Source organism: Paenibacillus sp. JNUCC 34, assembly GCF_058269055.1.
In genome coordinates this window covers 3,097,281-3,118,742 of sequence record NZ_CM177770.1, presented here as the reverse complement: position 1 = coordinate 3,118,742, position 21,462 = coordinate 3,097,281, and the positions used below count along the sequence as shown (strand labels likewise).

General features: G+C 44.6%; 20 protein-coding genes and 1 pseudogene. 10 read left to right on the top strand and 11 right to left on the bottom strand.

Annotated features, from left to right (window positions below):
- Nucleotides 1-10: 10 nt before the first annotated feature.
- Together panD and AC2TF5_RS14640 are read right to left on the bottom strand one after the other, a co-directional pair.
- Nucleotides 11-394, bottom strand: coding sequence for an aspartate 1-decarboxylase (gene panD, locus AC2TF5_RS14645; protein ID WP_208919988.1), 384 nt, complete (start codon nt 392-394; stop codon nt 11-13).
- Between the two features lie 792 nt (nt 395-1,186).
- Entirely contained in the window at nt 1,187-1,462 is a 276-nt protein-coding gene (locus AC2TF5_RS14640; protein WP_491297792.1) for a hypothetical protein, read from the bottom strand.
- A 476-nt stretch (nt 1,463-1,938) separates the two neighbouring features.
- On the opposite strand from AC2TF5_RS14640, the gene AC2TF5_RS14635 reads away from it, so the two are divergent.
- Together AC2TF5_RS14635 and AC2TF5_RS14630 are read left to right on the top strand one after the other, a co-directional pair.
- Nucleotides 1,939-2,931: an ABC transporter ATP-binding protein gene (locus AC2TF5_RS14635; RefSeq protein ID WP_491297791.1), complete on the top strand. Its 993-nt coding sequence runs from the start codon at nt 1,939-1,941 to the stop codon at nt 2,929-2,931.
- A complete protein-coding gene (locus AC2TF5_RS14630; protein WP_491297790.1) occupies nt 2,897-3,730 on the top strand; it encodes an ABC transporter permease in 834 nt (277 codons plus the stop codon). The genes AC2TF5_RS14635 and AC2TF5_RS14630 overlap by 35 nt, the downstream gene beginning before the upstream one ends.
- Nucleotides 3,731-4,276: 546 nt before the next feature.
- Here AC2TF5_RS14630 and AC2TF5_RS14625 read toward each other — a convergent pair.
- The 5 genes from AC2TF5_RS14625 to AC2TF5_RS14605 form a co-directional block, all read right to left on the bottom strand.
- A complete protein-coding gene (locus AC2TF5_RS14625; RefSeq protein ID WP_491297789.1) occupies nt 4,277-4,573 on the bottom strand; it encodes a hypothetical protein in 297 nt (98 codons plus the stop codon).
- 11 nt (nt 4,574-4,584) lie between these two features.
- Nucleotides 4,585-4,914 carry an ArsR/SmtB family transcription factor gene (locus AC2TF5_RS14620; RefSeq protein WP_491297788.1) on the bottom strand — a complete coding sequence of 110 codons (330 nt, stop codon included), beginning with the start codon at nt 4,912-4,914 and terminating at the stop codon, nt 4,585-4,587.
- A gap of 607 nt (nt 4,915-5,521) precedes the next feature.
- A complete protein-coding gene (locus tag AC2TF5_RS14615) occupies nt 5,522-6,016 on the bottom strand; it encodes a GNAT family N-acetyltransferase (RefSeq protein ID WP_491297787.1) in 495 nt (164 codons plus the stop codon).
- A 153-nt stretch (nt 6,017-6,169) separates the two neighbouring features.
- Entirely contained in the window at nt 6,170-6,604 is a 435-nt protein-coding gene (locus AC2TF5_RS14610; protein WP_491297786.1) for a PaaI family thioesterase, read from the bottom strand.
- Complete coding sequence (locus AC2TF5_RS14605; RefSeq protein ID WP_491297785.1) at nt 6,601-7,542, bottom strand: DMT family transporter; 942 nt, start codon at nt 7,540-7,542, stop codon at nt 6,601-6,603. The genes AC2TF5_RS14610 and AC2TF5_RS14605 overlap by 4 nt, the downstream gene beginning before the upstream one ends.
- 189 nt (nt 7,543-7,731) lie before the next feature.
- Between AC2TF5_RS14605 and AC2TF5_RS14600 the strand changes: the two are divergent.
- Both AC2TF5_RS14600 and AC2TF5_RS14595 read left to right on the top strand, forming a co-directional pair.
- Nucleotides 7,732-9,146: pseudogene (locus AC2TF5_RS14600) on the top strand (aminotransferase-like domain-containing protein).
- A 632-nt stretch (nt 9,147-9,778) separates the two neighbouring features.
- On the top strand, nt 9,779-10,789 hold the full coding sequence (locus AC2TF5_RS14595; protein WP_491297784.1) for a phosphotransferase: 1,011 nt from the start codon (nt 9,779-9,781) through the stop codon (nt 10,787-10,789).
- 128 nt (nt 10,790-10,917) lie between these two features.
- On the opposite strand, the gene pyrH is transcribed toward AC2TF5_RS14595, so the two are convergent.
- On the bottom strand, nt 10,918-11,655 hold the full coding sequence (gene pyrH, locus AC2TF5_RS14590; protein ID WP_491297783.1) for a UMP kinase: 738 nt from the start codon (nt 11,653-11,655) through the stop codon (nt 10,918-10,920).
- A gap of 346 nt (nt 11,656-12,001) precedes the next feature.
- Here pyrH and AC2TF5_RS14585 point away from each other — a divergent pair, with 346 nt between their 5' ends.
- The 4 genes from AC2TF5_RS14585 to AC2TF5_RS14570 all read left to right on the top strand — a co-directional run bounded on the left by AC2TF5_RS14585 (nt 12,002) and on the right by AC2TF5_RS14570 (nt 15,559).
- Nucleotides 12,002-12,331: a hypothetical protein gene (locus tag AC2TF5_RS14585; protein WP_491297782.1), complete on the top strand. Its 330-nt coding sequence runs from the start codon at nt 12,002-12,004 to the stop codon at nt 12,329-12,331.
- Nucleotides 12,301-12,765: a hypothetical protein gene (locus tag AC2TF5_RS14580; protein WP_491297781.1), complete on the top strand. Its 465-nt coding sequence runs from the start codon at nt 12,301-12,303 to the stop codon at nt 12,763-12,765. Before AC2TF5_RS14585 ends, AC2TF5_RS14580 begins: the two co-directional genes overlap by 31 nt.
- A gap of 267 nt (nt 12,766-13,032) precedes the next feature.
- Nucleotides 13,033-14,448: a recombinase family protein gene (locus tag AC2TF5_RS14575; protein ID WP_491297780.1), complete on the top strand. Its 1,416-nt coding sequence runs from the start codon at nt 13,033-13,035 to the stop codon at nt 14,446-14,448.
- 835 nt (nt 14,449-15,283) lie between these two features.
- Nucleotides 15,284-15,559: a hypothetical protein gene (locus tag AC2TF5_RS14570; protein ID WP_491297778.1), complete on the top strand. Its 276-nt coding sequence runs from the start codon at nt 15,284-15,286 to the stop codon at nt 15,557-15,559.
- A 312-nt stretch (nt 15,560-15,871) separates the two neighbouring features.
- On the opposite strand, the gene AC2TF5_RS14565 is transcribed toward AC2TF5_RS14570, so the two are convergent.
- The 3 genes from AC2TF5_RS14565 to AC2TF5_RS14555 form a co-directional block, all read right to left on the bottom strand.
- Entirely contained in the window at nt 15,872-17,248 is a 1,377-nt protein-coding gene (locus AC2TF5_RS14565) for a transcriptional regulator (protein ID WP_491297777.1), read from the bottom strand.
- A gap of 174 nt (nt 17,249-17,422) precedes the next feature.
- Entirely contained in the window at nt 17,423-17,665 is a 243-nt protein-coding gene (locus AC2TF5_RS14560; protein ID WP_491297776.1) for a hypothetical protein, read from the bottom strand.
- A gap of 192 nt (nt 17,666-17,857) precedes the next feature.
- Nucleotides 17,858-18,619 (bottom strand): kanamycin nucleotidyltransferase C-terminal domain-containing protein, encoded by a 762-nt coding sequence (locus AC2TF5_RS14555; protein ID WP_491297775.1) that lies wholly within the window; start codon nt 18,617-18,619, stop codon nt 17,858-17,860.
- Between the two features lie 722 nt (nt 18,620-19,341).
- On the opposite strand from AC2TF5_RS14555, the gene rsgA reads away from it, so the two are divergent.
- Together rsgA and AC2TF5_RS14545 are read left to right on the top strand one after the other, a co-directional pair.
- Entirely contained in the window at nt 19,342-20,415 is a 1,074-nt protein-coding gene (gene rsgA / locus AC2TF5_RS14550) for a ribosome small subunit-dependent GTPase A (protein WP_491297774.1), read from the top strand.
- Complete coding sequence (locus AC2TF5_RS14545; protein ID WP_491297773.1) at nt 20,412-21,428, top strand: phosphotransferase family protein; 1,017 nt, start codon at nt 20,412-20,414, stop codon at nt 21,426-21,428. Before rsgA ends, AC2TF5_RS14545 begins: the two co-directional genes overlap by 4 nt.
- Nucleotides 21,429-21,462 lie beyond the last annotated feature (34 nt).

Here is a 21,462-nt window from a genome sequence, read left to right as displayed (position 1 = left end):
CTGTTCTTCATCACAGCGTTGTGGAATGCAGTTCTTGATAATCCTCCGTTACGATACGATTATGCTCGTCCATAATAACGACATGCGGACGATACGTGCGGGCTACCGATTCCTCCATCATTGCGTAAGAAATAATAATGACGCGGTCGCCCGGCTGCACCAGTCTGGCAGCGGCGCCGTTCAAGCAAACCATACCCGAGCCTCTTGGGCCGGTTATGACATACGTCTCTAGCCTGGCTCCGTTATTTATATTGACAACTTGCACTTTTTCGTTCTCCAGAATGTTCGATGCATCCAAAATATCCTGATCGATGGTTATGCTTCCTACGTAATTCAAATTGGCCTCCGTCACGACAGCATGGTGAATTTTGGACTTATGCATCTCTCTAAACATGAATACACTCTCCTCTTCTTATAACGAACGTTATTTTCCAAATATTCCTTTTAAGGAACATCCAGAGTGCAAACAAACCTACATTGTTTCTCTGTCTTAACGAAAAAGAACAAGCTGGAGCAATCAAGCCGTTCAAAAAAGAGATTCTGCGGCAAATTCGTGTTAATGTGGCGGTTCGTGCGGAATAAGCAAGTTCATGCTTATGTGTGGGATCATGCTGAATGGGTAATTTCAAGCGATTGTGAGAGGTTATGTTGACTGGCAAGTTCATGCTTTTTTTGTGTGGAATCTTGCTGATTGGGCAAGCTCATGCTATTGGACGAGGTCATGCTAATTAGATAGGTCTATGCTATTGTGCGGGTTCCAGTTGATTGAAAATTCCGACAGTAGAAACAAAAAACGAGGCTTGTACATCACAGCAGCTCATCATACAGGCAGTTCAGTGCTGCAAAGGGGGAAAACGCCCCGTAACGAGGTGTAGCGGTAATGAATTAAAGTGTTGCAGCGCAAAATGTATAGGAAATTTCCTGAAACCTACCCTTATAGTAGTGCTAAACTTTCACTTGCGATAGGGAGATAATCTTACAATAGAGGGGAAAATTCCTTTTTGCTTTTTTGATCAGCCCTACCAGAGATTGAGAGCTCTTTGTAAAAGCATTACCGCTCTTGCTTGAAAACAGCAGCTTAACAAACAAAAACATATTAAAAATCGTAACTTTGTAACGAATGGATTGATGGCAATAGTTGAGCGCTTTTTTGCGGTCGTAACGGTTCAAATGTTAACATTAAAATCTACTTTTCTTTCGAAAGGTCATCTAAAATCCGTTTAAAATGACGACGATCGTCTTCTTCCAAGTAAAAATAGGGTTCCTCCAATACAAGTGTAGGCTGATGCGTTAAAAAGGCACGCAGCAATCTCACATACATCCTTTTCGATGAGCTTAGTACCCTAATTTTTACCTTCCGTTCTTCTTTTAAAGCAAAATAATCCATTAATAGAGTGACATGCTCATTCCTCTCCGTTACTTTGATTAGAAAAGTGATTAGCTCTTCTACTGTTAAACGCATATACTCGCCTTGTTGAGCTCGAAATAATTCCCCATCAATTGCATGCCGTCCTCCCGGTCTGTTCCGCTATAGGATATATATTACAATTATAATGTTGGGATACTTTTTGTCGGTTTCTATTGAAAATTATAACAGCATGTATCAGTATATATTTTGACCATAGAATAGATATCAACAATGCATAGGCCTTTGAAAATACACTGTACCTACCCATCTATCCCATACTTCAGATATGAACGAATGTCTTTTTCCGTTAATCGTCTATACTCCCCAGAGACATTGGATTCGGGAGCTCAGCATGCCGTCCCTCACTCCTAGTTAGAGCAATAAGTTATCTTTACATTAACTCCTATTGATATACCGTTAGTATACTTAGGCATCATCCAACAAAAGCATTTATCAGTCAAAGAATACATACTCTCTCTGGATTTAGACACGCAGCAGCAAAAACATAGTTCGAACTGAAAGGGGCAAAAATGATGAAGCTGATCTATCAATTAGAGCTTGTGAATAAAACGTACAAAAAAGGAAAGGTTGTCGCCAATCAAAACATAAGCTTCGACGTTCAACAAGGGGGAATTCTCGGTTTGCTCGGTCCGAATGGAGCAGGCAAATCCACGCTAATCAAGCAGATGGTAGGTCACCTTGCTCCGACCTCAGGTACGGTACGCTATAAAGGAACTAGCGTACAGACACAAACAAAGCGAGTTGCCCAGGAGGTGGCCTACTACTCACAAGAGCCTCACGCCCTGACCAGTTTAAAAACCTGGGAAGCTTTGTATTTTACAGGAAGATTGCGGGGGTTGACGAAGGGTGCCGCCGTAAAGCAAACAGAGGAATTATTGGAACGCTTTGGAATGCAGGACCTCCGTCATAAGCTGCTGAAAAACGTTTCCGGCGGACAGAAGCGTTTAATTGGGATTGGTACTTGCTTGATCGGCTTTTCCCCCGTCATGATCCTGGATGAACCGACCAATGAACTGGACCCAAAAAAGAGAAGGCTCGTATGGGATCTGATTCAAGAACGCAATCGCCAAGGAGTAACCGTAATCTTGGTGACACACAACGTGCTGGAGGCCGAACAGGTCGTGGACAGAGTAGCTGTTGTAAATCACGGCAAGCTGTTGGCCATCGATCATGTCAGTGTCTTAAAACAAAGGGTCGATCAGCGGATGAAGCTGGAAATTACGACCTCCTTAGGTGAAAGCGATTATGTTTGCCGAAGCTTAAGCGCGCTGGGACAGTGGACCAAAACGGGAGAAAACCGAATCCGGGCACTGATCGAGAAGCAAGACGCCAGCTACGCGATTGACTGCCTGACTGAGCAGCATTTACCGATTGAAGAATATTCGTTGGTCCCACCGAATCTTGAAGATGTCTATTTTCATATCGATGACGAACAGGATAAGCCTGCCAAAGCGGGGTGGTCTAAACATGGAAAAGATAAAACCATCAATGCAAAGTCATGACTTGCAACTGCAAGAAGCGGTCTTTCTCCAAGGGCACCAGCAGCAGAGCATAATCCAACGCAGAATGACAGAATGGCTGATCCTGGCCCGCATTCAATTCACGATTATCCGCGAGGCATGGGTTTGGATTTTCATCATGGCATGCATGTTTCCGTTAACAACGCTGATGTTTCTCAAATTCTTTACGGTCGACCCAACGCCGGCTGTCATGACACGTATTATTACAGGGAATATGCTCTTCGGCTTGATCGTCATGGGACTCAATTCCATGGCTCAGGAGATATCTTGGCAGAAGCATCAAGGCCACTTCACGTACTATTCGTCCCTGCCGATTGCCAAGGTAAACTTCATCTTCGCCAATTTGCTGCGCGGCTTGATCATGAGCGTACCGTCTTTTATTATCCTGGCCATGATTGGTCAACTTGCTTACGGCATTCAATTCCACTACAGCTGGGGACTTGTCCCTGTATTGCTGCTCACCGTCTTTAGCGTGGTTGGCGCGGGTGTACTGATCGGCTTCTGGTCACCTAGCCATCAATTGACGAATATGCTGGTCCAGGCGTTGATGATGTTCATCTCGTTTTTGACGCCTGTCATGGTGGATATGGATCAATTGCCTGTGATCTTGCAATGGTTCTCTTATATCTTCCCAACCACTTACGCCGCTGAGGCCATGCGGGAGGTACTGATATCGGGCTGGTCCGGGTCTGTCGCCTGGAACACGCTTGTACTCTTGTTTTTCTCGCTGATCTCCATCGTATTGATCTTGAAAAAGGTAGATTGGCGTGTTGAGAAGTAGAAAAAAGGGTGCGCAGTTCATTTTTTTCGAAAAAACAAGAGGGCTTCTAATTGGACGTTGAATATGCGGATCTGGCCTTAAAAAGCATCACAAGCAGCTAAGCCCCAAGCCAGTTCCGTAACCTTCATAACTAATGCTGCTCTTTTAAATAAATGATTTTTTAATATTATCGTTGGAGAGACAGAATGGATCAAAAGCTCATCTATGCTGCCCCGTTAGTGGGAAACAGGCAGCCGATAGTATTTGGCTGCCTGTTTCCTAATAGTTATTGCGGTATAGTGTCCCGTTAGTTAACGTTCCCCGTTAGTTTAATGGTGCTTGTAGTTATCCTGCTGTTAAGATAAATCAGTAGCCGATTAAGCACACGTTGATGTTTCACGTGATAAAAACGACAATTGACGAAGTAAAATAGAATAAGCAACGAAATTAGAGCGCCCACTGGCGGAGTTGATCGGTAAGTTACGGTCGTTCCCGCTGGTGGGCGCTTTTAGACAAGTGACGCGATTGAATTAACGGGCCGGAGAGTATAGTGAATAATTCTGCCGGTTACTCTACCTCACTAAGCATCTTTTCGATCTTTCCAATTCTAGTTCGAATTTGCGACAATTCATCTGTTGATTTGTCCTGTCTGTACTTGATTTCGTGTTGCATGACGGAAAAACTTCCCGCCAGTTTGCGGAACTCATCTTCAAGATTGAGCGAAATTGTGTTTTGGGTTTCAGCACGTTTAGTCTTGGACCTCTGAATGGTGATTACGAGTGCGACAATTACTCCCAGAACCAGAATACCGAATCCGAATGCCATTCCGAAATAACCATATAAACTTTCGCTGTTTTGATTCATTGATGGACCTCCTATTCATCATCATCTTTTTGAGTAGCTTTGACGCTTAATGTTGGGACCAATTTCGCAATTGTTTCTGGTGATAGTGGGATATTAAACTCCATTAGCTCATAGAACTTCATCGCCTTGCCGTCATCTGATAACTCTAAGCTGCCAGATACTAAACCGGTTACTTCTAACCTTTGTAGGTGCAGATAAAGCAAAGGCCGACTTATACCGATTTCTCGAGCAAGCTCGCTAACATATTTTCGTCTATCCTTCAACGACGCAACGATACGTAGACGATAAGGATTAGACAGGGCTTCCAAAATACGTAGCAAATCATTACCGGTTTCTTTCATAGATGATTTCTCCGCTTCAAATTGCATTAATGGAACATTTTAAAAGAGATACAAGTTTTTATTTCACCTGTAATAAATATATTACATATGTTTCCTTATTATGTCAATCCATTTTAGCTGAAGTATTTAGATAGGTGCCCACTCTCGGTAATGACGATCGGACGTTGTGATCTGGATATATCCTATTTTTCTAAATATTCAAAAATGATATAATTAATTTCGGTTTGTTGAACTATCCTACCCGTTAACTTAATGATTACAAATAACAAAGGAACGACAATCGGTACATATTGTTGTCACAGAGGTTTGACAAGAATATGTACCGATAAAATAAAAAAACCGCGTTGTACGCGGATATTAATCGGTACACTTTCTTGTTACTCGACAGTGTCGGATGTCAAGTTAAATCGTGCCACTTGCTTATAAGCAAAATACGCCCACCAACTTAGACCCGGCATCCTGATATTACGGGATTTATCGTCAGCCTTTTTAAAATAAGTATTAGAATATCCCTAAAAATGAATCAGCGGCCACTAAGACTTGGGGAATATTGTCTTAGACTGCCGCTGTTTTATTGTGCTATATTCTCCCGTTAAAACTAGAACGTCTACGTCGATAATATTGTCTTCGTATTCACTAGTTCCAAATCCATAAACACATCCGCTCTTACATAGGGCATGGGCCCGATCTGATCGACAGGAACGTGCTTGAATCCAACCGATTCGTAAAGATGAACGGCGTTCGGTAGCTTGGTGCTGCTGCCCAAAAACAGCGATGTTGCACCAAACCTGCGTGCGCGGTCAATAGCGGCATGGATGATACTCCGTCCGTATCCGCGCCCCCGCAACTCGGGTGTAACACTCATCTTCGAGAGCTCGAACACGCCAGCACCAGTCGGTATGAGTGCAACGCATCCGACGATCGAATCGCCATCGCGTGCGATGAGTACGTCTCCTCCTCTGTTCATGATGTTCTCCATCGGATTATCGAGGATGACCCGGTCCGCCTCTTCGATGGTGAAGATTCGGGCGATCCATTCCTCGTTAAGTGTTTTGAAGGCCAGAGCTTCTTCGTGCGTCTGCATCGAAGTGATCGTGAGCACTGTTTCATGCATGCTATGTTTCCTCCTCTTTTTAACCTGCCGTTATTTGTTAGTATTCCATTACATCGCCGCCTACTGCACCCGTCCTGTCATCAAATAAACAACGAGTCATTGAAACCATCGCCGCTCGTTTCATGGGTATGTCCTGCGGGCCTACCTGCCTTGCGCCTTATCACCCCTTAATGTCATACAAGTGCTTGAGGCATGAGCGATGAGTTTGCCGTTCTCGTCAGTAATATTACATTGGATGAACCCGATGGTTTGTCCTCGCTTATACAGCGTAGCATGGGCCTTTATTTTGGCGTTCCACACAGGTCTAAAAAAGTTTACTTTCATCTCGATCGTGGTGAAGGTTTCGTCTTTTTGCAAGGTAGATCCGTAGGCAATTCCCATGGCCATGTCGGCAAGAATGCCGATGATGCCGCCGTTGCATGTACCTTGCGGATTCGCATGTTGTTCCGAAGCCTGCATTTCATACGTGGCCTCGCCCTCTTCTACGCTAATTAGCTTCAGTCCCATAAGGCGCTCAACGGGAGACTGCTTCAATTCTCCGTTCAGCACATTCCGATAATGATCAAGAATGGTCATTTTGCATATTCACCTGCATCTTTCCTCTGTCTCTGAATCAAATTATTAATCACCAGCGCGATGATCACGATGAAGATCCCTGCCAACTGCAACCTTCCGACTTTAACGCCCTGGAGGGCACTGATCGTGACTGTCGTAACAGGGACGATGTTCATAAATAGCATGCCGTTCTCCGGCTTCAAAATTTTATTGCCGACGTTCCATGTGAACACGGCAAGTACGCCTGCGATCAGGATCATATACAGCAGTTCCGCCCCTGCGCTTCCGATCCTCTCCACGCTTGGCATCGTCAAGACTCCGAAAACCGTTGCCGACAGCACGATTAAAATATTCATCAAGGCTCCGAAGCATGTTGTCAAAGCGGTGTAGCGAAGCGGAGACCAGCCTACAAATTGACTGCCACCTATCGTATAAATGACCCAGCATAGAGCACCGAGCATAATCAGCAGACTGGCGCCAATGTGCTCTTTAGTTTGTACGATTAGGGAGGGATCTCCATTCGTTATGACCAGCAGCGCTCCTGAAAGCGCAATGAAAATTGAAATAAAAGTAGATAGCTTGGGTTTACTTTTTTGCACAGCCCAATTTACGCATGTCGTCATTAGTGGCATTAACGCCATGATAACGGAGGCAATGATTGCGCCTGAAGATCCGCTGAGCTGTTGTCCGACAAAGGTAAGAAAGTCGAATCCCGAAAACCCTACAGCGCCAAAAAATAGTAACTTCCATGATTGCCCCTCCAATCGGAGAACGTCCTTCCCTTCGAAAACGATCAGCATTCCCAAAAGAATGAGGCTAGCCCAAATGTAGCGAATCGTCGTGAAATAGAACGGATCGAGAACCTTCAAGGCAACTTGCATGACGGGAAACATTCCTCCCCACGCCAGCACAGGAATCAAACAATAGGTGATACCCGCTAATAAAGTGTTTCTGTTCATTCCCAAAACCTTCTTTCATGAGCTATGTGGATTTTCCGGCAGAATTGATCAGTCCCCCTTTTTTTTCATCATAAACGAAGGTGAATAGAACAGATCGATAAGACCAGAATAGAAGCCAGGAATTTCCTGTATAATAGAAACACACGCGCAAGAGCGTATTTCGGGTTAATCGGCCTGGGGGCAAAACATATGAAAAAAACAGTTATTTCAAGCGGATATGCAGGCAAACTGTTTGAACAAATCTATGATTATATTCTGGATCGGATCCGTCGCGGAGAATGGAAGCCGCACGAGAAACTTCCCTCCATCCGCTCGCTGGCGATGGAATTCAATGTACATCGACTGACGGTCTATAAAGCCTATCAGCTACTAAAGGAAAATCGGATCGTTGAAGCGAAGGACAAATCCGGCTATTATGTGAGACTGAACGGCAGTCTTCCTGCGGATTCGCTGCATGATCCGATCATTTCCGCTTATGTGCATGAGAGCCATCTTTCTGAAATCCATCAGGTACAAGCCGAATATGTACTGTCAAAATCGCTTCTCGACCCGAACCTGCTCCCTAATCTCTATTTTTCGGAATATGTGAAGCAAGTGTTCGATTTGTATCCCAAAATGCTCGGCACCTACTTTACCGCGCAAGGAGATCAGGAGCTGCGGGATGCGTTGTGCCGTTACTTTACCGATTGCCACCGGTTTCACTTGTCTGCGGACGAATTGTTGATCACTTGCGGATCACAGGAGGCCATGGATTTGGTTGCCAGAGCACTGGTCAAACCAAGAGATGCCGTTATGTTAGAGCGTCCTACCTACAGCACGGCGATTGATATTTTCAGAAGACAAGGCGCAGTTATCGTTCCGGTCGAGATCCACCCGTACGGCTACGATCTGGAGCAGATTGAGAAGCTGATGCAAGCCTACAAGCCGCGGCTGTTTTATCTAAACCCCACCTTTCAAAGTCCAACAGGCTATATCGTACCCGCCGAACAAAGGAAAAGGCTCGTTGAGCTTGCCGAGCGGTATCAATGTTTGCTAGTAGAGGACGACCCTTACCGCGATATTTATTTTGGCGAAGAGCCGCCACTGCCTCTTTTTGCTTACGATACGGCAGGATGGGTAATTTATCTTCGCAGCTTCAGCAAATATATCGCTCCCGGCCTCGGCATCGCCATCGTTGCGTGCCGCCCTTCCATCATGAACTACCTAATAAAACAAAATTGTTGTCGGACAGCGGGACGCCTTTGGTGAATCAGAAAATTTTTCTGCATTATTTTTTCTCCGAGCGGCTGCAGCAGCATATGGAGAAGCTTCGCATTGCACTTTCGGTTCGCAAGGATATCGTAGAACAGGAATTGTCCGCTACCGACTGGCAGTGGAACTCCCCTGCAGGCGGATTCAACTTATGGGTAAAGCTTCCGGAAACGGTGGAGATTGAACGTTTACTCAGTACATGCATCAAGCAATCAATCACCTTTGTGCCTGGAGCGATTTGCGATCCGCTCAAGGAGTACAAATCATGGATACGCCTCAGCTATTCCTATCTGAATGAGCAGCTATTGAGAGAAGGCATTCAGAGGCTTGTCGAATTGGCAGACGGGGTTTGAAAGGATGAAAAATTACCATTCCAGCACTTCCGGCTTCACGTTTGCCCAAATTGTGCCTGCAAACTGTTCAATTGGATAACAGCGTAGCAAAAAGAGCGAGCGCTCGTGGAAAACTGACCGCGAACCTCGCTCTTTTCTTTTGTTATATCAATGGCTATTTTGTAACCATGACCGCACGTTACCGCAGTAATCTACTACCTGTCTCTATATGGAGATGGACTTATGACTTACTAGTGAACTCTTCTAAAACGATATAACCAAAATTTGATGTTAAGTGTATTTCTCTTCTTTAAAGGGATTCGTTATTTCAGCGCTCCTATTGGCAAGTCTAATACTGTATTATCTCATAACAGCAGTATAGGGCATTATTTTCCTGTCCTCGGTTGCCGCGATATCGCATTTTTATATAGAAATCATGGTGACGGTGGAGCTTCTCATAGAGCAGGATCGCGAAGCCGGCATGAACAACGAATTTCCTGTATTTGCCCAAAGACTTTTCAAGAAGGCCAGTCTGTAACGGCAAGTTTTTAATGGTTTCTTAGGCGCTAGACCATACACGCTCCCCCCTCCATGAATAACCTGAAAAATAGCACTATTCTCCACATTTTCTCTTGAAAGAGGCGATGTTGCCTATGGTAAATGCCTATACCAAAAGCCGAATACGCAAAATTGTCCGCTGCTTCGGCCTGATTCCGTTGCGTTCAGACTCTATCGCGTCTCTTTATCGAAAGAACGCCATCGTCCGAGTACAGACGGAAAGCGGAACTTATGCGTTGAAGCCCTTCTTCCGGAGTAATTTACTCCGCTCAGGTACAATTGATCAAATAATAACAACTGCAGACTATATACAGCATTTGATGGATAATGGCTTCAATTCCATGCCTAAATGGCTTGCGAGCATTTCCGGGAAATTGTGGACTTTAAACCAAGGAAGACCCTTCTATGTAACCACATGGATAAATGGGAGAAGCATGGATAATCAAGAGGATTTTGAAAAGCTTGGACGAGCTCTTGCCTCCTTGCATGCAACATCCAGGCATTCCTTCCCCATTAAAGGTCCCTTTTATAATCAGATTCGATTATGGCAGAACCACGATCGTCTCTTTCGCAGACGGATGGCAAAAGCAAACCAAACGAATAAATGGATCCGCAGATGGTATAAAAGGTTCGGAGAATCCTGTAACCAGTTTTCTGATCGGTCCTGGACCGAATTAATGAGCCCGGAGATTGTAGACCTTTTTGCGAAGGAAATGATTCGTCCCGCATTGATACACAGCGATATTACTTCTCAGAATGTCATTATTGCCGGTGACGGACAGCTTTTCATTATTGATTGGGATCGCATTAAGTTAGGATCCATCTATGTTGAAGTAGCAACAGCCCTCATGAACACGACTCGCTTTAATCCCATCCTCATTCATTCATTGTTAAAAGGGTACGAAGAACTCCGTCCTTTAGACCGAACCGAACGTAAAATGATTTCTTCCTTGTATCGGTTACCTCGAGAAGCTTGGTTTGCCGCTCGGTTCCCTAAAAGCCCGAGAAGTCGCAACATGTTAGAAATTATGGAGCAAACATGGCCTCTCCGACTAAAGGCAATGGATTTATTAGATGAATGGGCAAATCAGCAGGGAGAGGAATGATGTCGTACAAAACCCTTTTTAGGAAAAAACTTGCCGATACTTATGGTACGGTTTTTCCCCGCGCTGTCTGTAACGGCAAGTATTACGAAAAAGAGGGAGCGCTGTTATGCTCCCTCATAATCTTCAACTCATTCCAATTCCAAAATTGACTCACCACTAATTATTGTGCCATTAACTTTCCCCTCGCAAATTTCTTTCATTGAGCCCGGCTTGTCAAAATTAAACACATGCATTGGCAGATTGTAGTCTCTAGCTAAGATGAAAGCTGATTGATCCATTACCTTCAAGTTATATTTTAAAACATCGTTGTAGTGAAGTGACCTGAACTTCCTTGCTTCTTTGTCGAACTTAGGGTCTGCATTGAGAACACCATCTACGCCTTGTTTTGCTACTAACAATGCTTCACAATTAACTTCGATTGCCCTTTGAACGGAAGGGTAATCCGTTGTAACGTAGGGTTGCCCGTTTCCGCCTGCAAAAATTACTATGTAGCCCTTTTCTAGATGGTGAACTGCTCTTAGTCTGATGTATGGTTCTGCAACTGATGTAATAGGTATTGCTGTCATCACACGAACTTCTTTGACTGTTTTGGCTTTAAGAACTCCTCGAAGCATCAAGCTATTAATAACAGTAGCAAGCGTCCCGATGTTGTCAGCTTCTGCTCTTTCAATTCCCCAGCTTTCCGCCATATTACCGCGAAAAATATTCCCTCCACCTATTACTAATGATACTTCTACACCTAGATCCACCACTGACATAATTTCATTAGCAATATGGTCTAACCTTTCGGGCTCAAAACCAAATTCCGTGTTTCCGGCCACAGCTCCACCACTTAGTTTAATAAGAACTCTCTTGTACCTTGTCAAATTAACACCTCCGCGCAAATAAAAAACACTAAAGCAACGAATGCTTTAGTGTCTTAATGGAACGAGAATATGAAATTGTAACAATCGACTTATCACAAGCCTTCCGTTTCCTCCTCATATTCCCACTCCTTCCAGTAATTTTTCATCAATTTATTCTATACTACGTAAGGGTAAAATGCAACACCGAAAGTGACAGAATTTTAATTATATATTATTTCAATGAGCTCCTGTTCTACGGGGCTATTTCTGTATCTTAAGGAGGTATTGGTTTTGCGTATCATCGTTACGTGTCAGGATTTAAAAGTGCTTCGCCACGCCAAAGCAATTCAACTGGCGCTCCTCGATCTTGTCCAAGATTACTTCAACCCAACTAAGGGTCGAACTTGAAGACAAAGCTAAGGGCGAATTTCGCTTGGGCAGAGATGGCTACATTGTTGTTCTTGAAGCTGGAGACAACGTCCGTGACCTCGGCAATGTCGGGTTGAGCCCTAAAAGAGGCGGACTGCTGGGTAGTTGCCCCGAGTACGTCGAACTGCTCGACATAGGCGAAGGACTCCAGGCGTACAAAATCGCGGTGCTGTACGACAACGACTACATGATGACGTTCTTCACGCAGGTCGGAGCGCATGACGAGGAGGTCGAACAATGGCTGAAAGACCAAGCGGAAAGAAACTGACGACAAACGAACTAATTCTCCAGAAACTGAAAGAAACGTTCGATCGGAACGAAAACGTCACAGCCGACAGCAACGGGACGAACGTGTGGGTCATGCTTGCCGCGCAGAAGCTGTTCTCCGACCATCTTGGAGAAAATCCCCGATACCCACTGTCTGGTCGAAAGCCGACTCACCGCGTCCGCGTAGTCCTTCGAACCACTGACGCTCAAACAGGGACGAACCCCTACGTTGACGGCTCCGACTTCTTCCTCGAAGTCGACGAGCAAGCTGATTTCGTTTGGGAAGACGAAAGTTTCGGGGATGCCCCTCTCTTTCAAGGCGGAGACGTAGCCAGCGCCGTCCGCTGGGTGAAAGAACTGGGTGAGCCTTTTCACTGTCAGTACGATGCCCCCTTTCTCTCAACAACCCCGGGAGACATCACAGACCAAGAATAGCGAAAAAAGCGAAAGTACCGCTTTGCCGCTTTGGGCGCAACTGACGCTTTTGTTGTAGCCTCCCTCTGCCTGGTACTAGCCCAGGCTCTTTTTTTCTTCGAAAAGCCCCAAATTACAAATAGATATTATTAATTAGCATATAGAATTGATGCCTAATCGATAGGCAATCTTGCCGGATCATAGGGATCGCAAATAAAATAATCAAATCATTGAAATTCGGCGAATTCAGCCAAATTTTCTTCTGTAGAGGAAGGAAAGGTTCAGGAAGTGCTCGTTTGGAAACTGGATAGGATCAGTCGTAAGATGTCTGACTTGCTCCAAATCGTCGAGCACCTGAATCGCAACAACGTCAAGTTCCGCAGCTACTCGGAGAAAGACTTCGATACCGAGACAGCCTCCGGCAAACTCAACATCCAGATGCTTGGTGTAATCGCTGAATTCCAGCGGAATACCATCGTGGAAAACGTCAAAATGGGCATGAAACAGAGGGCTAGAAAAGGGAAATGGAGTGGCGGTACGGTCCTTGGTTACGACGTAGTCGAGGTGGAAAGCGGTCGCGGCAAGGACTCCATCCTGAAGATCAATCACATCGAGGCAGAACTCGTACGGAAAATCTTCAGGATGTACGGGAGCGGACAAGGTTTGCGAAGCATAGCAAACCAACTGAACGCCGAAGGATTCAAGACCAAGCCGGGGAACGCCTTCAGTAGCGTCGCTGTCAAAACGATCATCAACAACCCCGTCTACATTGGCAAAATCCGCTACAATGTACGGGAAAACTGGAATGAGAAACGGCGGAAAGGGACAAACAAAGATCCCATTGTCGTTGAAGGTGAGCACGAACCGATCATTAGCCTGGAATTGTGGGAGGCTGTTCAGAAGTTCTACAAGAAGAAGGCCGTCTCCGCTCCTCGAAATTTCGACGGCATCTACCTTCTGACGGGGCTCATGAGATGCCCCCAGTGCGGAGCAACGCTTGTCGCCCATCGTGTAAATGACACGCTGAAAAGCGGGGAAAAAGTCGTCCGAAGATACTACATTTGCAGTAACTTTCGAAACAAGGGGAGTCGCGTCTGTAACTCCAACTCAGTCAAAGCAGACTTCGCCGAAAGCTATGTAATCGAACGGATCGCGGCGGTAGTACAAACGCCAAAATTGCTGGACGACATTGTCGTAAGCCTCAATAAGTCGCGGAGCAAGAGCGTTGCTCCGCTTCAAAAAGAGCTGGCCGCAATCGAGCGCGAGTTGAAAACGCTAGACTCCCAGAAGCAGAGGTACTTTACCCTCTACGAAAGCGACGCGATCGACAACGACATGCTGGTCGAGCGCATCAACCAGTTGAAGTCGAAGTACGACGTACTTGCAAACCGAAAGTCCGAAGCTGAACGCCAGCTTGACGAAAATCGGGCGGAACCCATCCCGCTTCAACTTGTACGCAAAGTGCTCGGCGACTTCAACGGGCTTCTACAGACCTCTCCGGTCGAAACACAGAAGACCCTAATTCAAACCATTGTGAAGCATATAGCCGTTCAGCAAGGCCAAAAGCTTCGAGGCATTGAACTGGAATTTGACGAGACGCTACGACAGTGTCTGGTCGTCGCAGCCCCGTCCACCGACAAGGTGGACGGGGCTTTTTCTTTGTCCAGACGCAAGTACCCCTCGCCCTTTACGATCGTGATCTAGATCCTCTCCCTTTCTGCAAAGCGAAAGTACCGTCAGTAGCGCGTTCGCTGCCAGCATCTACACTTCTGACACTTTTCTTTCCTAGCCTCGGGGAGCCTCCTCCGTTCACGAAGCCCTCTTCCTTCCGTGGGATGTGACGAGGATGGTGCGCTCAAAATACGATAGCCCAGTGTACCTTTCCAGTGTTACCATATCCCGAAACCTACACACATATATACAAATCCATGCCCCGCAAGGAACTCCGCAAAAAAACTTGCCCTTATTTGTGATACGGTTCACCGAGTATGATCTTAAACAATGCTGCCCGTTAGCTTAATGAAATAGCTGTCGAATTATAATTAGATATGTCTAATTGGTAAAAGGACCATGTTCTTGTCCCCGCGACAGAAAAAGACGCTCATTTTCGAGCGTCCCTAAACTATTCAATTTGACATTTATACCATATCGGACCATTGGTCGTTTCAATTCTCCGAAACGTTTTGTTCCATTTTCTAAGAGAATAAATCAGCAACCCTGTGACTAGCCCTATTTGTCGTTGTGGAGCTGCACCAAACCGTAACAGTAACGCTGTGACTCATGTTTTTTTCGGAAGTACTTTCTAGATTGAACGTTTGGAAACGAGGCTAAGAGTAACCCTGTCTCTTTCCCTAAGTACCATCTTTTTTTACTTTTTATTGAAAAGCATCAAAACCTTATGCATCAGCGTACCAAGAATCATTAATATCTAGTTAACTCCTTTAAATTAATGACTCTGTTCAAAATACCAAAATTATTATGTTTCAAACAACAAATGTGATAAAATGTAATTAACAATAAATGTAAGGGGGCTGATTTTATGAACTTATCGATCTTAGCTCTTATCCTTGTTGGGATAATCACCATCTATGCCATTGCATTTACATTGATAATTAAGTTACTTGGCCGGAAATTTAAAGATAAATCCAATATGTATTTTCTATATGCATCAATTATCTTGGTTATCCAATCTTATCTTATAATTAAGGATTTTTTAGGAAAACAGCCTTTAAGTTCAGTCAATATTTTATTTTTCTTAATGGCGTTTATGCTGATTTTCCAAGGAATAAAACGAAAAAATCAAATATGTAGCTAGGTAAATAAGCCACTTGGAAAGGAACCAGGTGGCTTATCTATGTCATATACAATTCATCAGTCTTCTAACACAAACGTTCGCCACTGCGGATGACATGCATCCCAGCTCTCGTAAAAATGCACGTTCTGTTCGTTCCGCGACGGCCATTTAGGTGTTCGCCTGGCAGCTGGTGGTTTTTTAATCCGTTTGACCGGATTATCTGGAATGAATTAAGTATCTCCAGATCCCCAGCCATGTGTTAAAGCCGTAATTTCAGGATATGGATTATTTACTGCATTCGGTCCTTCGACTTGAAAGAAGGTAAGACTCAGACTACACACTACAAGCAGAGTGGTTATTGTTTTTTTCATGAAGTTTCTTCACCTCATTCACTATATATTTATATTTGTTTTCTTCCTCTGATGTTGACAATCCTCTATACTCTTCAAAAATAGTCATACATTTGATTATATTCTTATCGTTATTGATCTTAACAGAGAATCCCAATCCTTGTAGTATAGTTTCTATGCCCATCTCTGGTTTATTTCGCAGATAATATACTCCTAATTCTATCAATAATTTAGCATGCTGTTCTAGCAGGACAGATTCACTATACCCTGGGATTGTTCTGTAAGAAATATATGAAGAAAATCGAGACAAAACATCATCAATATTAGTAGTGTATCGGTTTGCCACATTAAGAATCTTATAGAGTGCTACGGGTAACTCTTCTTCTTTTGTCGCAATCTGCTCAATATATTCAGGTAATACATGTAACTCTCCTGATTGTAAACGGTAGAGAAGTACGTTTACATGTGCCCATTCCTTGAATTGCTTGATTATCGTTGCAGACTCTTTGGTGTTCTCCCGAATCCAACTCGTATCCGCATATAACGATGTATGTAACAGAGCTTGATCGTATTGTCCATATTCTTCACATACTGCGGCTCTCATCAGATGAGAATATAGAATGTAATAATACGTTGGCCGGCTATTATTTTGTTGCTTGTGATTATTCTCTAGCTTCAGCTCATATTGAAGTTGTGCGATCCGATATAACTCTTGCGCGAGCGCATCGACTTTGTTCCATCGTCCTAGTGCCCCAAAAACATGAGCTAATTTTACAATTGCTCCTAAGCGATCAATTACTTCCAGACGATCTACATAACCCTCAAACAATGTTGCTGCTCTATAGTTGGAGTCCAAATCCTCACCCAGCGAAATATGAAATAATCGATACTGACAAAGAGCCAACCTCTCTGAGTGTTGGTATTTCTCACTCTCACTGATTCCTCTATATATGACGTTAGCTGCTAGGAAGTTTTTCTTAACGAATAGATCTTCTGCCACATCAAACAACATTGGAACGTAGGTAAGATCCTCAAGAATTTTACTGACTATCTTATCAATGCAGTCTATCTTGTTCAACTCAGCACAACGATAAATAAATGGTCTGACTCTACGCCAAGTCACTTTAGATTGATAAAAGCACACTTCAACATATTCCCTGAAGAAATAGCCCTCGGGCTGCCCCATAGCGGCTGTGATATTATCTAGCTCTCTCATCGACATCGGTTTAGTACCATGCAAAATTCGGCTAAGTGACCCTGAATTAACCCCAGAAATCATTGCAAAATTTGAAAGTGATATATCCGAATCTCTAAGATAATTTTCCAATGCAGTCCTTATTATGGAAATCTGATCATTCATTTGATTCACCCCAAAGATTTCAAAGATTACATTCTGGATTATTTGTAAAAATTAAGCACCGGTCAATTAATTATAGCATATATTTACAATACAGGATATATTAACCTCAAAAATTATTTTTTATAAAAAGTTTGATCATTTTCTATTTATAGTGTTCCACAATCGCGCACCGTTTCAGCAAGCCCAAACTAAGTTTTCCCTTTGAATCTCCATCAGCGCCCATTGCTTGGGGAACTCGATACGGCCATCTAACACATGTACCAAGAGATCAGAGCTTGTATTATCCGTAATCAGGATTTCTGGAAAGCTTCGTTTATGTTCTTGGACATAGGCGTGAATGACCTCTACGGTAGCCAACGGATCGCCCCGGTAGTAACGACCGCCCTTTTCTATGAAACGGTAGCCTAAATACATCATCCCCTTCTCCTTTCTGTTTACATATCCGTGGATGTAATATCTAGTATTTGATGAAATAAAAAGAATGGGCAACTCTACATTGAATACTGTAAAGTCGCCCTTTCTGACTAGCTAAGTTAACGTTAAAATGTTGGCTGGATCCCTATCGTTTCCCGTTATTTCAATGCTTTAGGTAATTTTTATAATAGACTTTCACAGTTCTAAAATATCGCTTCGGTATTCAATTCCTAGTTCTTCAAGCAAATTATTCAAACCAAACCACAAGTTTTCACATAGTAGATAAAGCTCTTCCTTGTCAGACAGCTCACCATTTATTACTTTTTTTGCTAACTCAACATATCCTTCTGGCTTGATTGGTTTTTCTATGGATTCTTCCAGAGTCACGGATCTACTAGTGTAATATTGTTTATTCAACAATCCAATCAATTTAGCAATTTGCCATGTGAAATCAAAAACTGCACGGGGCAGATAAGAGAGGTTATTGGAAATTCGGGTATTTCGAATCTTGCCCATAGTTTCGTACGGCTCCCAAACCATAAATTCTGCTATTACTTCTCTAAATACTTCTTCGGGTACTGAGAGTGCAACCTCTTTCGCCTTATTAAATATGCCATTTGGATCATACAAGGAGGTAATATGTATGAAACTACCCATTTTAATCGCCCATCCATCGTCCACCGCGCTTGCTTGATCTAACCATTCTGATTTCTGCTTTGTAGAAATCTCTAATTTAAACGGATGAAAAATTAATTCACGGCTAGGTATACTCGCTCCATCTCTACTAATTATGTGCAATTCTATATCTGAATAAGGCCCCTCTTTTTCTTGAGCAACTGAACCATAGATACCAATTGCCTCAATGTCCTCGTCGTATTTTTCTAGTAACTTGTTCTTTATCTCATTTATAAAATCCAATTTTTCTTTGCGACTAGTTTCAGCTGGAAAAGGCAACATGTCAGTCCTCCTGTTATCGTGATTCCCTTTATTCTATCATCACCTGCCCGTTAGCGTAACGAAAGGCTGCCTAGCGACAGCCCCTCTCAGTGTTGAACTATAGTTTCCCGTTAGTTGTATGATTAATTACGAGTATTCAATGAGTTTTTTGTCGATTTCTGCAAATTTAGCCGATCTCTGATATACCATCCCAAAGAATTATTGACTCAGCACCAGCAGGTACTTTCTTTCGCGCTCCACTACGATTAAAGATGGGTTATTGGAGCATCGAGAGAACTGTAAATAAGTTAATCTATGCAATAAATTGTAGGATAATTCACGGTGAACCGTATCACAAGTATCAACGGCAGACTCGATGGAGCTGACTGACACAATCTGCGCTATTAGGTTGATTTATTTTCCAAAATAGGTTATTTTATAGACAGCTTAGCGATAAGCAAGTTCCTAACACGAAGGGAGATGTTTTTTAATGGCAACTACTTATATGGTGGTTTGGTCTTAAAACTGAATAGCAGGCATACGCGAAAAAAACGGGAAAACACCCGTATTATTTGGTATGCCATCCAAAGTAACCTTTCGTGAATATTGCTGTTTGCAGGATACGATGAAGGTCGTATCTTTTTTGCGTCCTGATGCCGCGCGACAGCAGCTTCTTTAGAGGCTGCTTGTCCGTGGCATTTTTGCGTCCAAAAAACAACATTAAAGGAGCTAACAAAAAAACTATGATGGATTTGAAAACCTATGGCTACACAGAGATAGAAGCAATTCAAGGCGGATTATTGCCCGGCAGGGTGACGGAGCTTCGGCGCGAGCGCTTCACGGTCATGACCGAGCGCGGCGAAGTAACGGCGGTGCTCAAAGGAGCGTTCTATCACAGCGCGGAAACGCGCGTAGATTTTCCGTGCGTCGGTGATTTTGTCTTGCTGCACTACAACGAGAGCGGAGATTCTCTCATCGTTACGGTACTGCCCCGCCGCTCCAAGTTCTCACGCGCGGATTACTCAGGGCATGCCGCAGGCTATGCCAAAACCGTGCGGGAACAGGTCGTTGCAACCAACTTTGACTATGTGTTTATCCTTTCTTCTCTGAATTGGGATTTCAACGTTACCCGCATCATGCGGTACCTGACACAAGCCAGGCAGAGCGGCGGCCAGCCGGTCGTCATTCTAACCAAGGCTGATCTCGCCCCAGATTATAATCTCCTGCTCGCAGAAGTCACACAAAGCATCCCTGATGTGCCGGTTCACGCGATCTGCAGTCATACAGGCCTGGGGCTGAACGAACTCGATCCCTACTTGATGCCTGGTAAAACAGTCGTCTTTCTCGGCATGTCGGGCGTCGGTAAATCGTCTCTGCTAAATGCGTTGATAGAACAGGACGTAATGAAGGTTCAGGCGATACGGGAGGTCGACAGCCGGGGGCGGCATACGACAACGCACCGTCAGCTGTTCATGCTCCCCTCCGGTACGATGGTCATCGATACGCCGGGTATGCGTGAGCTTGGGCTTTTTGATGCCGACGAAGGCATACGCGCAAGCTTTACCGATGTGGAGGAATGGTTCCCGCAATGCCGATTTACGGATTGCCGCCATCAGGCCGAGCCGGGCTGTGCCGTTCTCGCCGCACTTGCCGACGGTTCGTTGCCGCGTGAACGGTGGGAGCATTATGTTGCCCAGCATCATGAGAACAAGTATGTCCAGGATAAAACGAGCTACCTCATCGACAAGAGGGCTCGAAACAAAACGATCACCATGTGGAGCAAGCAAACGAAGAAAAACGGAGGATGGAAGAAATGAATATTAAATTCGAAACGCTGATCTATGCTTTAAGCCGACGGTTCAAGAAGGATATTATCTCGGCCGACTGCCAAACCATGCCGTTACAGGGCGGAACTGTGGGAAATGTGTCCCTGGTAACGGGGATCGCTGAAACCGCGGATGGCGAAAAATTGCCGTACCGTATCGTGCTGAAAATCCAGAAGAAATGGGAGCGTTACGGCGATCCGGGTTCATGGCGCCGGGAATATGATCTCTATGCGTCTGACTTGGGAGCGACGTTCTCGGATGCCTTCCGCTGGCCGACATGTTATCACGCCGAGATCAATGCCGAAGAAGATAAATTTCAGCTGTGGCTGGAATTTATCGATGGCGTAACCGGTTTAGACTTGACCGGTGACATGTATGAACAGGCCGCGCTGGAGTTAGGACGCTATCAAGGCAAGCTGTATGTGGAGCAGCCCGCTGTGCTGCAGAGCCTGACCAACCTGAGCCATGCGGATCTCATGAAGAATACGTATCTGCATTACCGGTCATGGCCGGTCGTCTACGATTATATACGCTCGGAGGACTGCGAATTCCCGCAGCACGTGCGGCAAATGCTCATTGACATCGATGAGCACGCAGACGAGATACTCGCCCGCATCGAAAAATTGCCCCTCGTGCTATGCCATCGGGACTTCTGGGTGACCAACCTGATCTATGCCGACGGGAAAATCGCGCTCATCGACTGGGATACATCCGGATGGGGCTACCTGGGCGAGGATCTCGCAAGCCTGATTGCGGATGAAGCGGATATCGATCACATGGTCGAATACTACCAGCGATGTGTCCCCGCGTATTACAAAGGCTTTTCTGAGTATGCGGATGTATCCCCTATCGCCGATCACTGCGTCTACGAGCTGATCCTTCTCGTATTCGGGTACAGGCTTGTGGAGTGGTATCTCCACACAGAGGACGATGACGAGAAGACGAAGCATGTCCTTACGCTCCAAAAAATCTATGAAATAAAGACCAGCCCTGTGCAGGGTTGACTCTAAAAAAAGAACTCCGAAAACCCTTGAATGT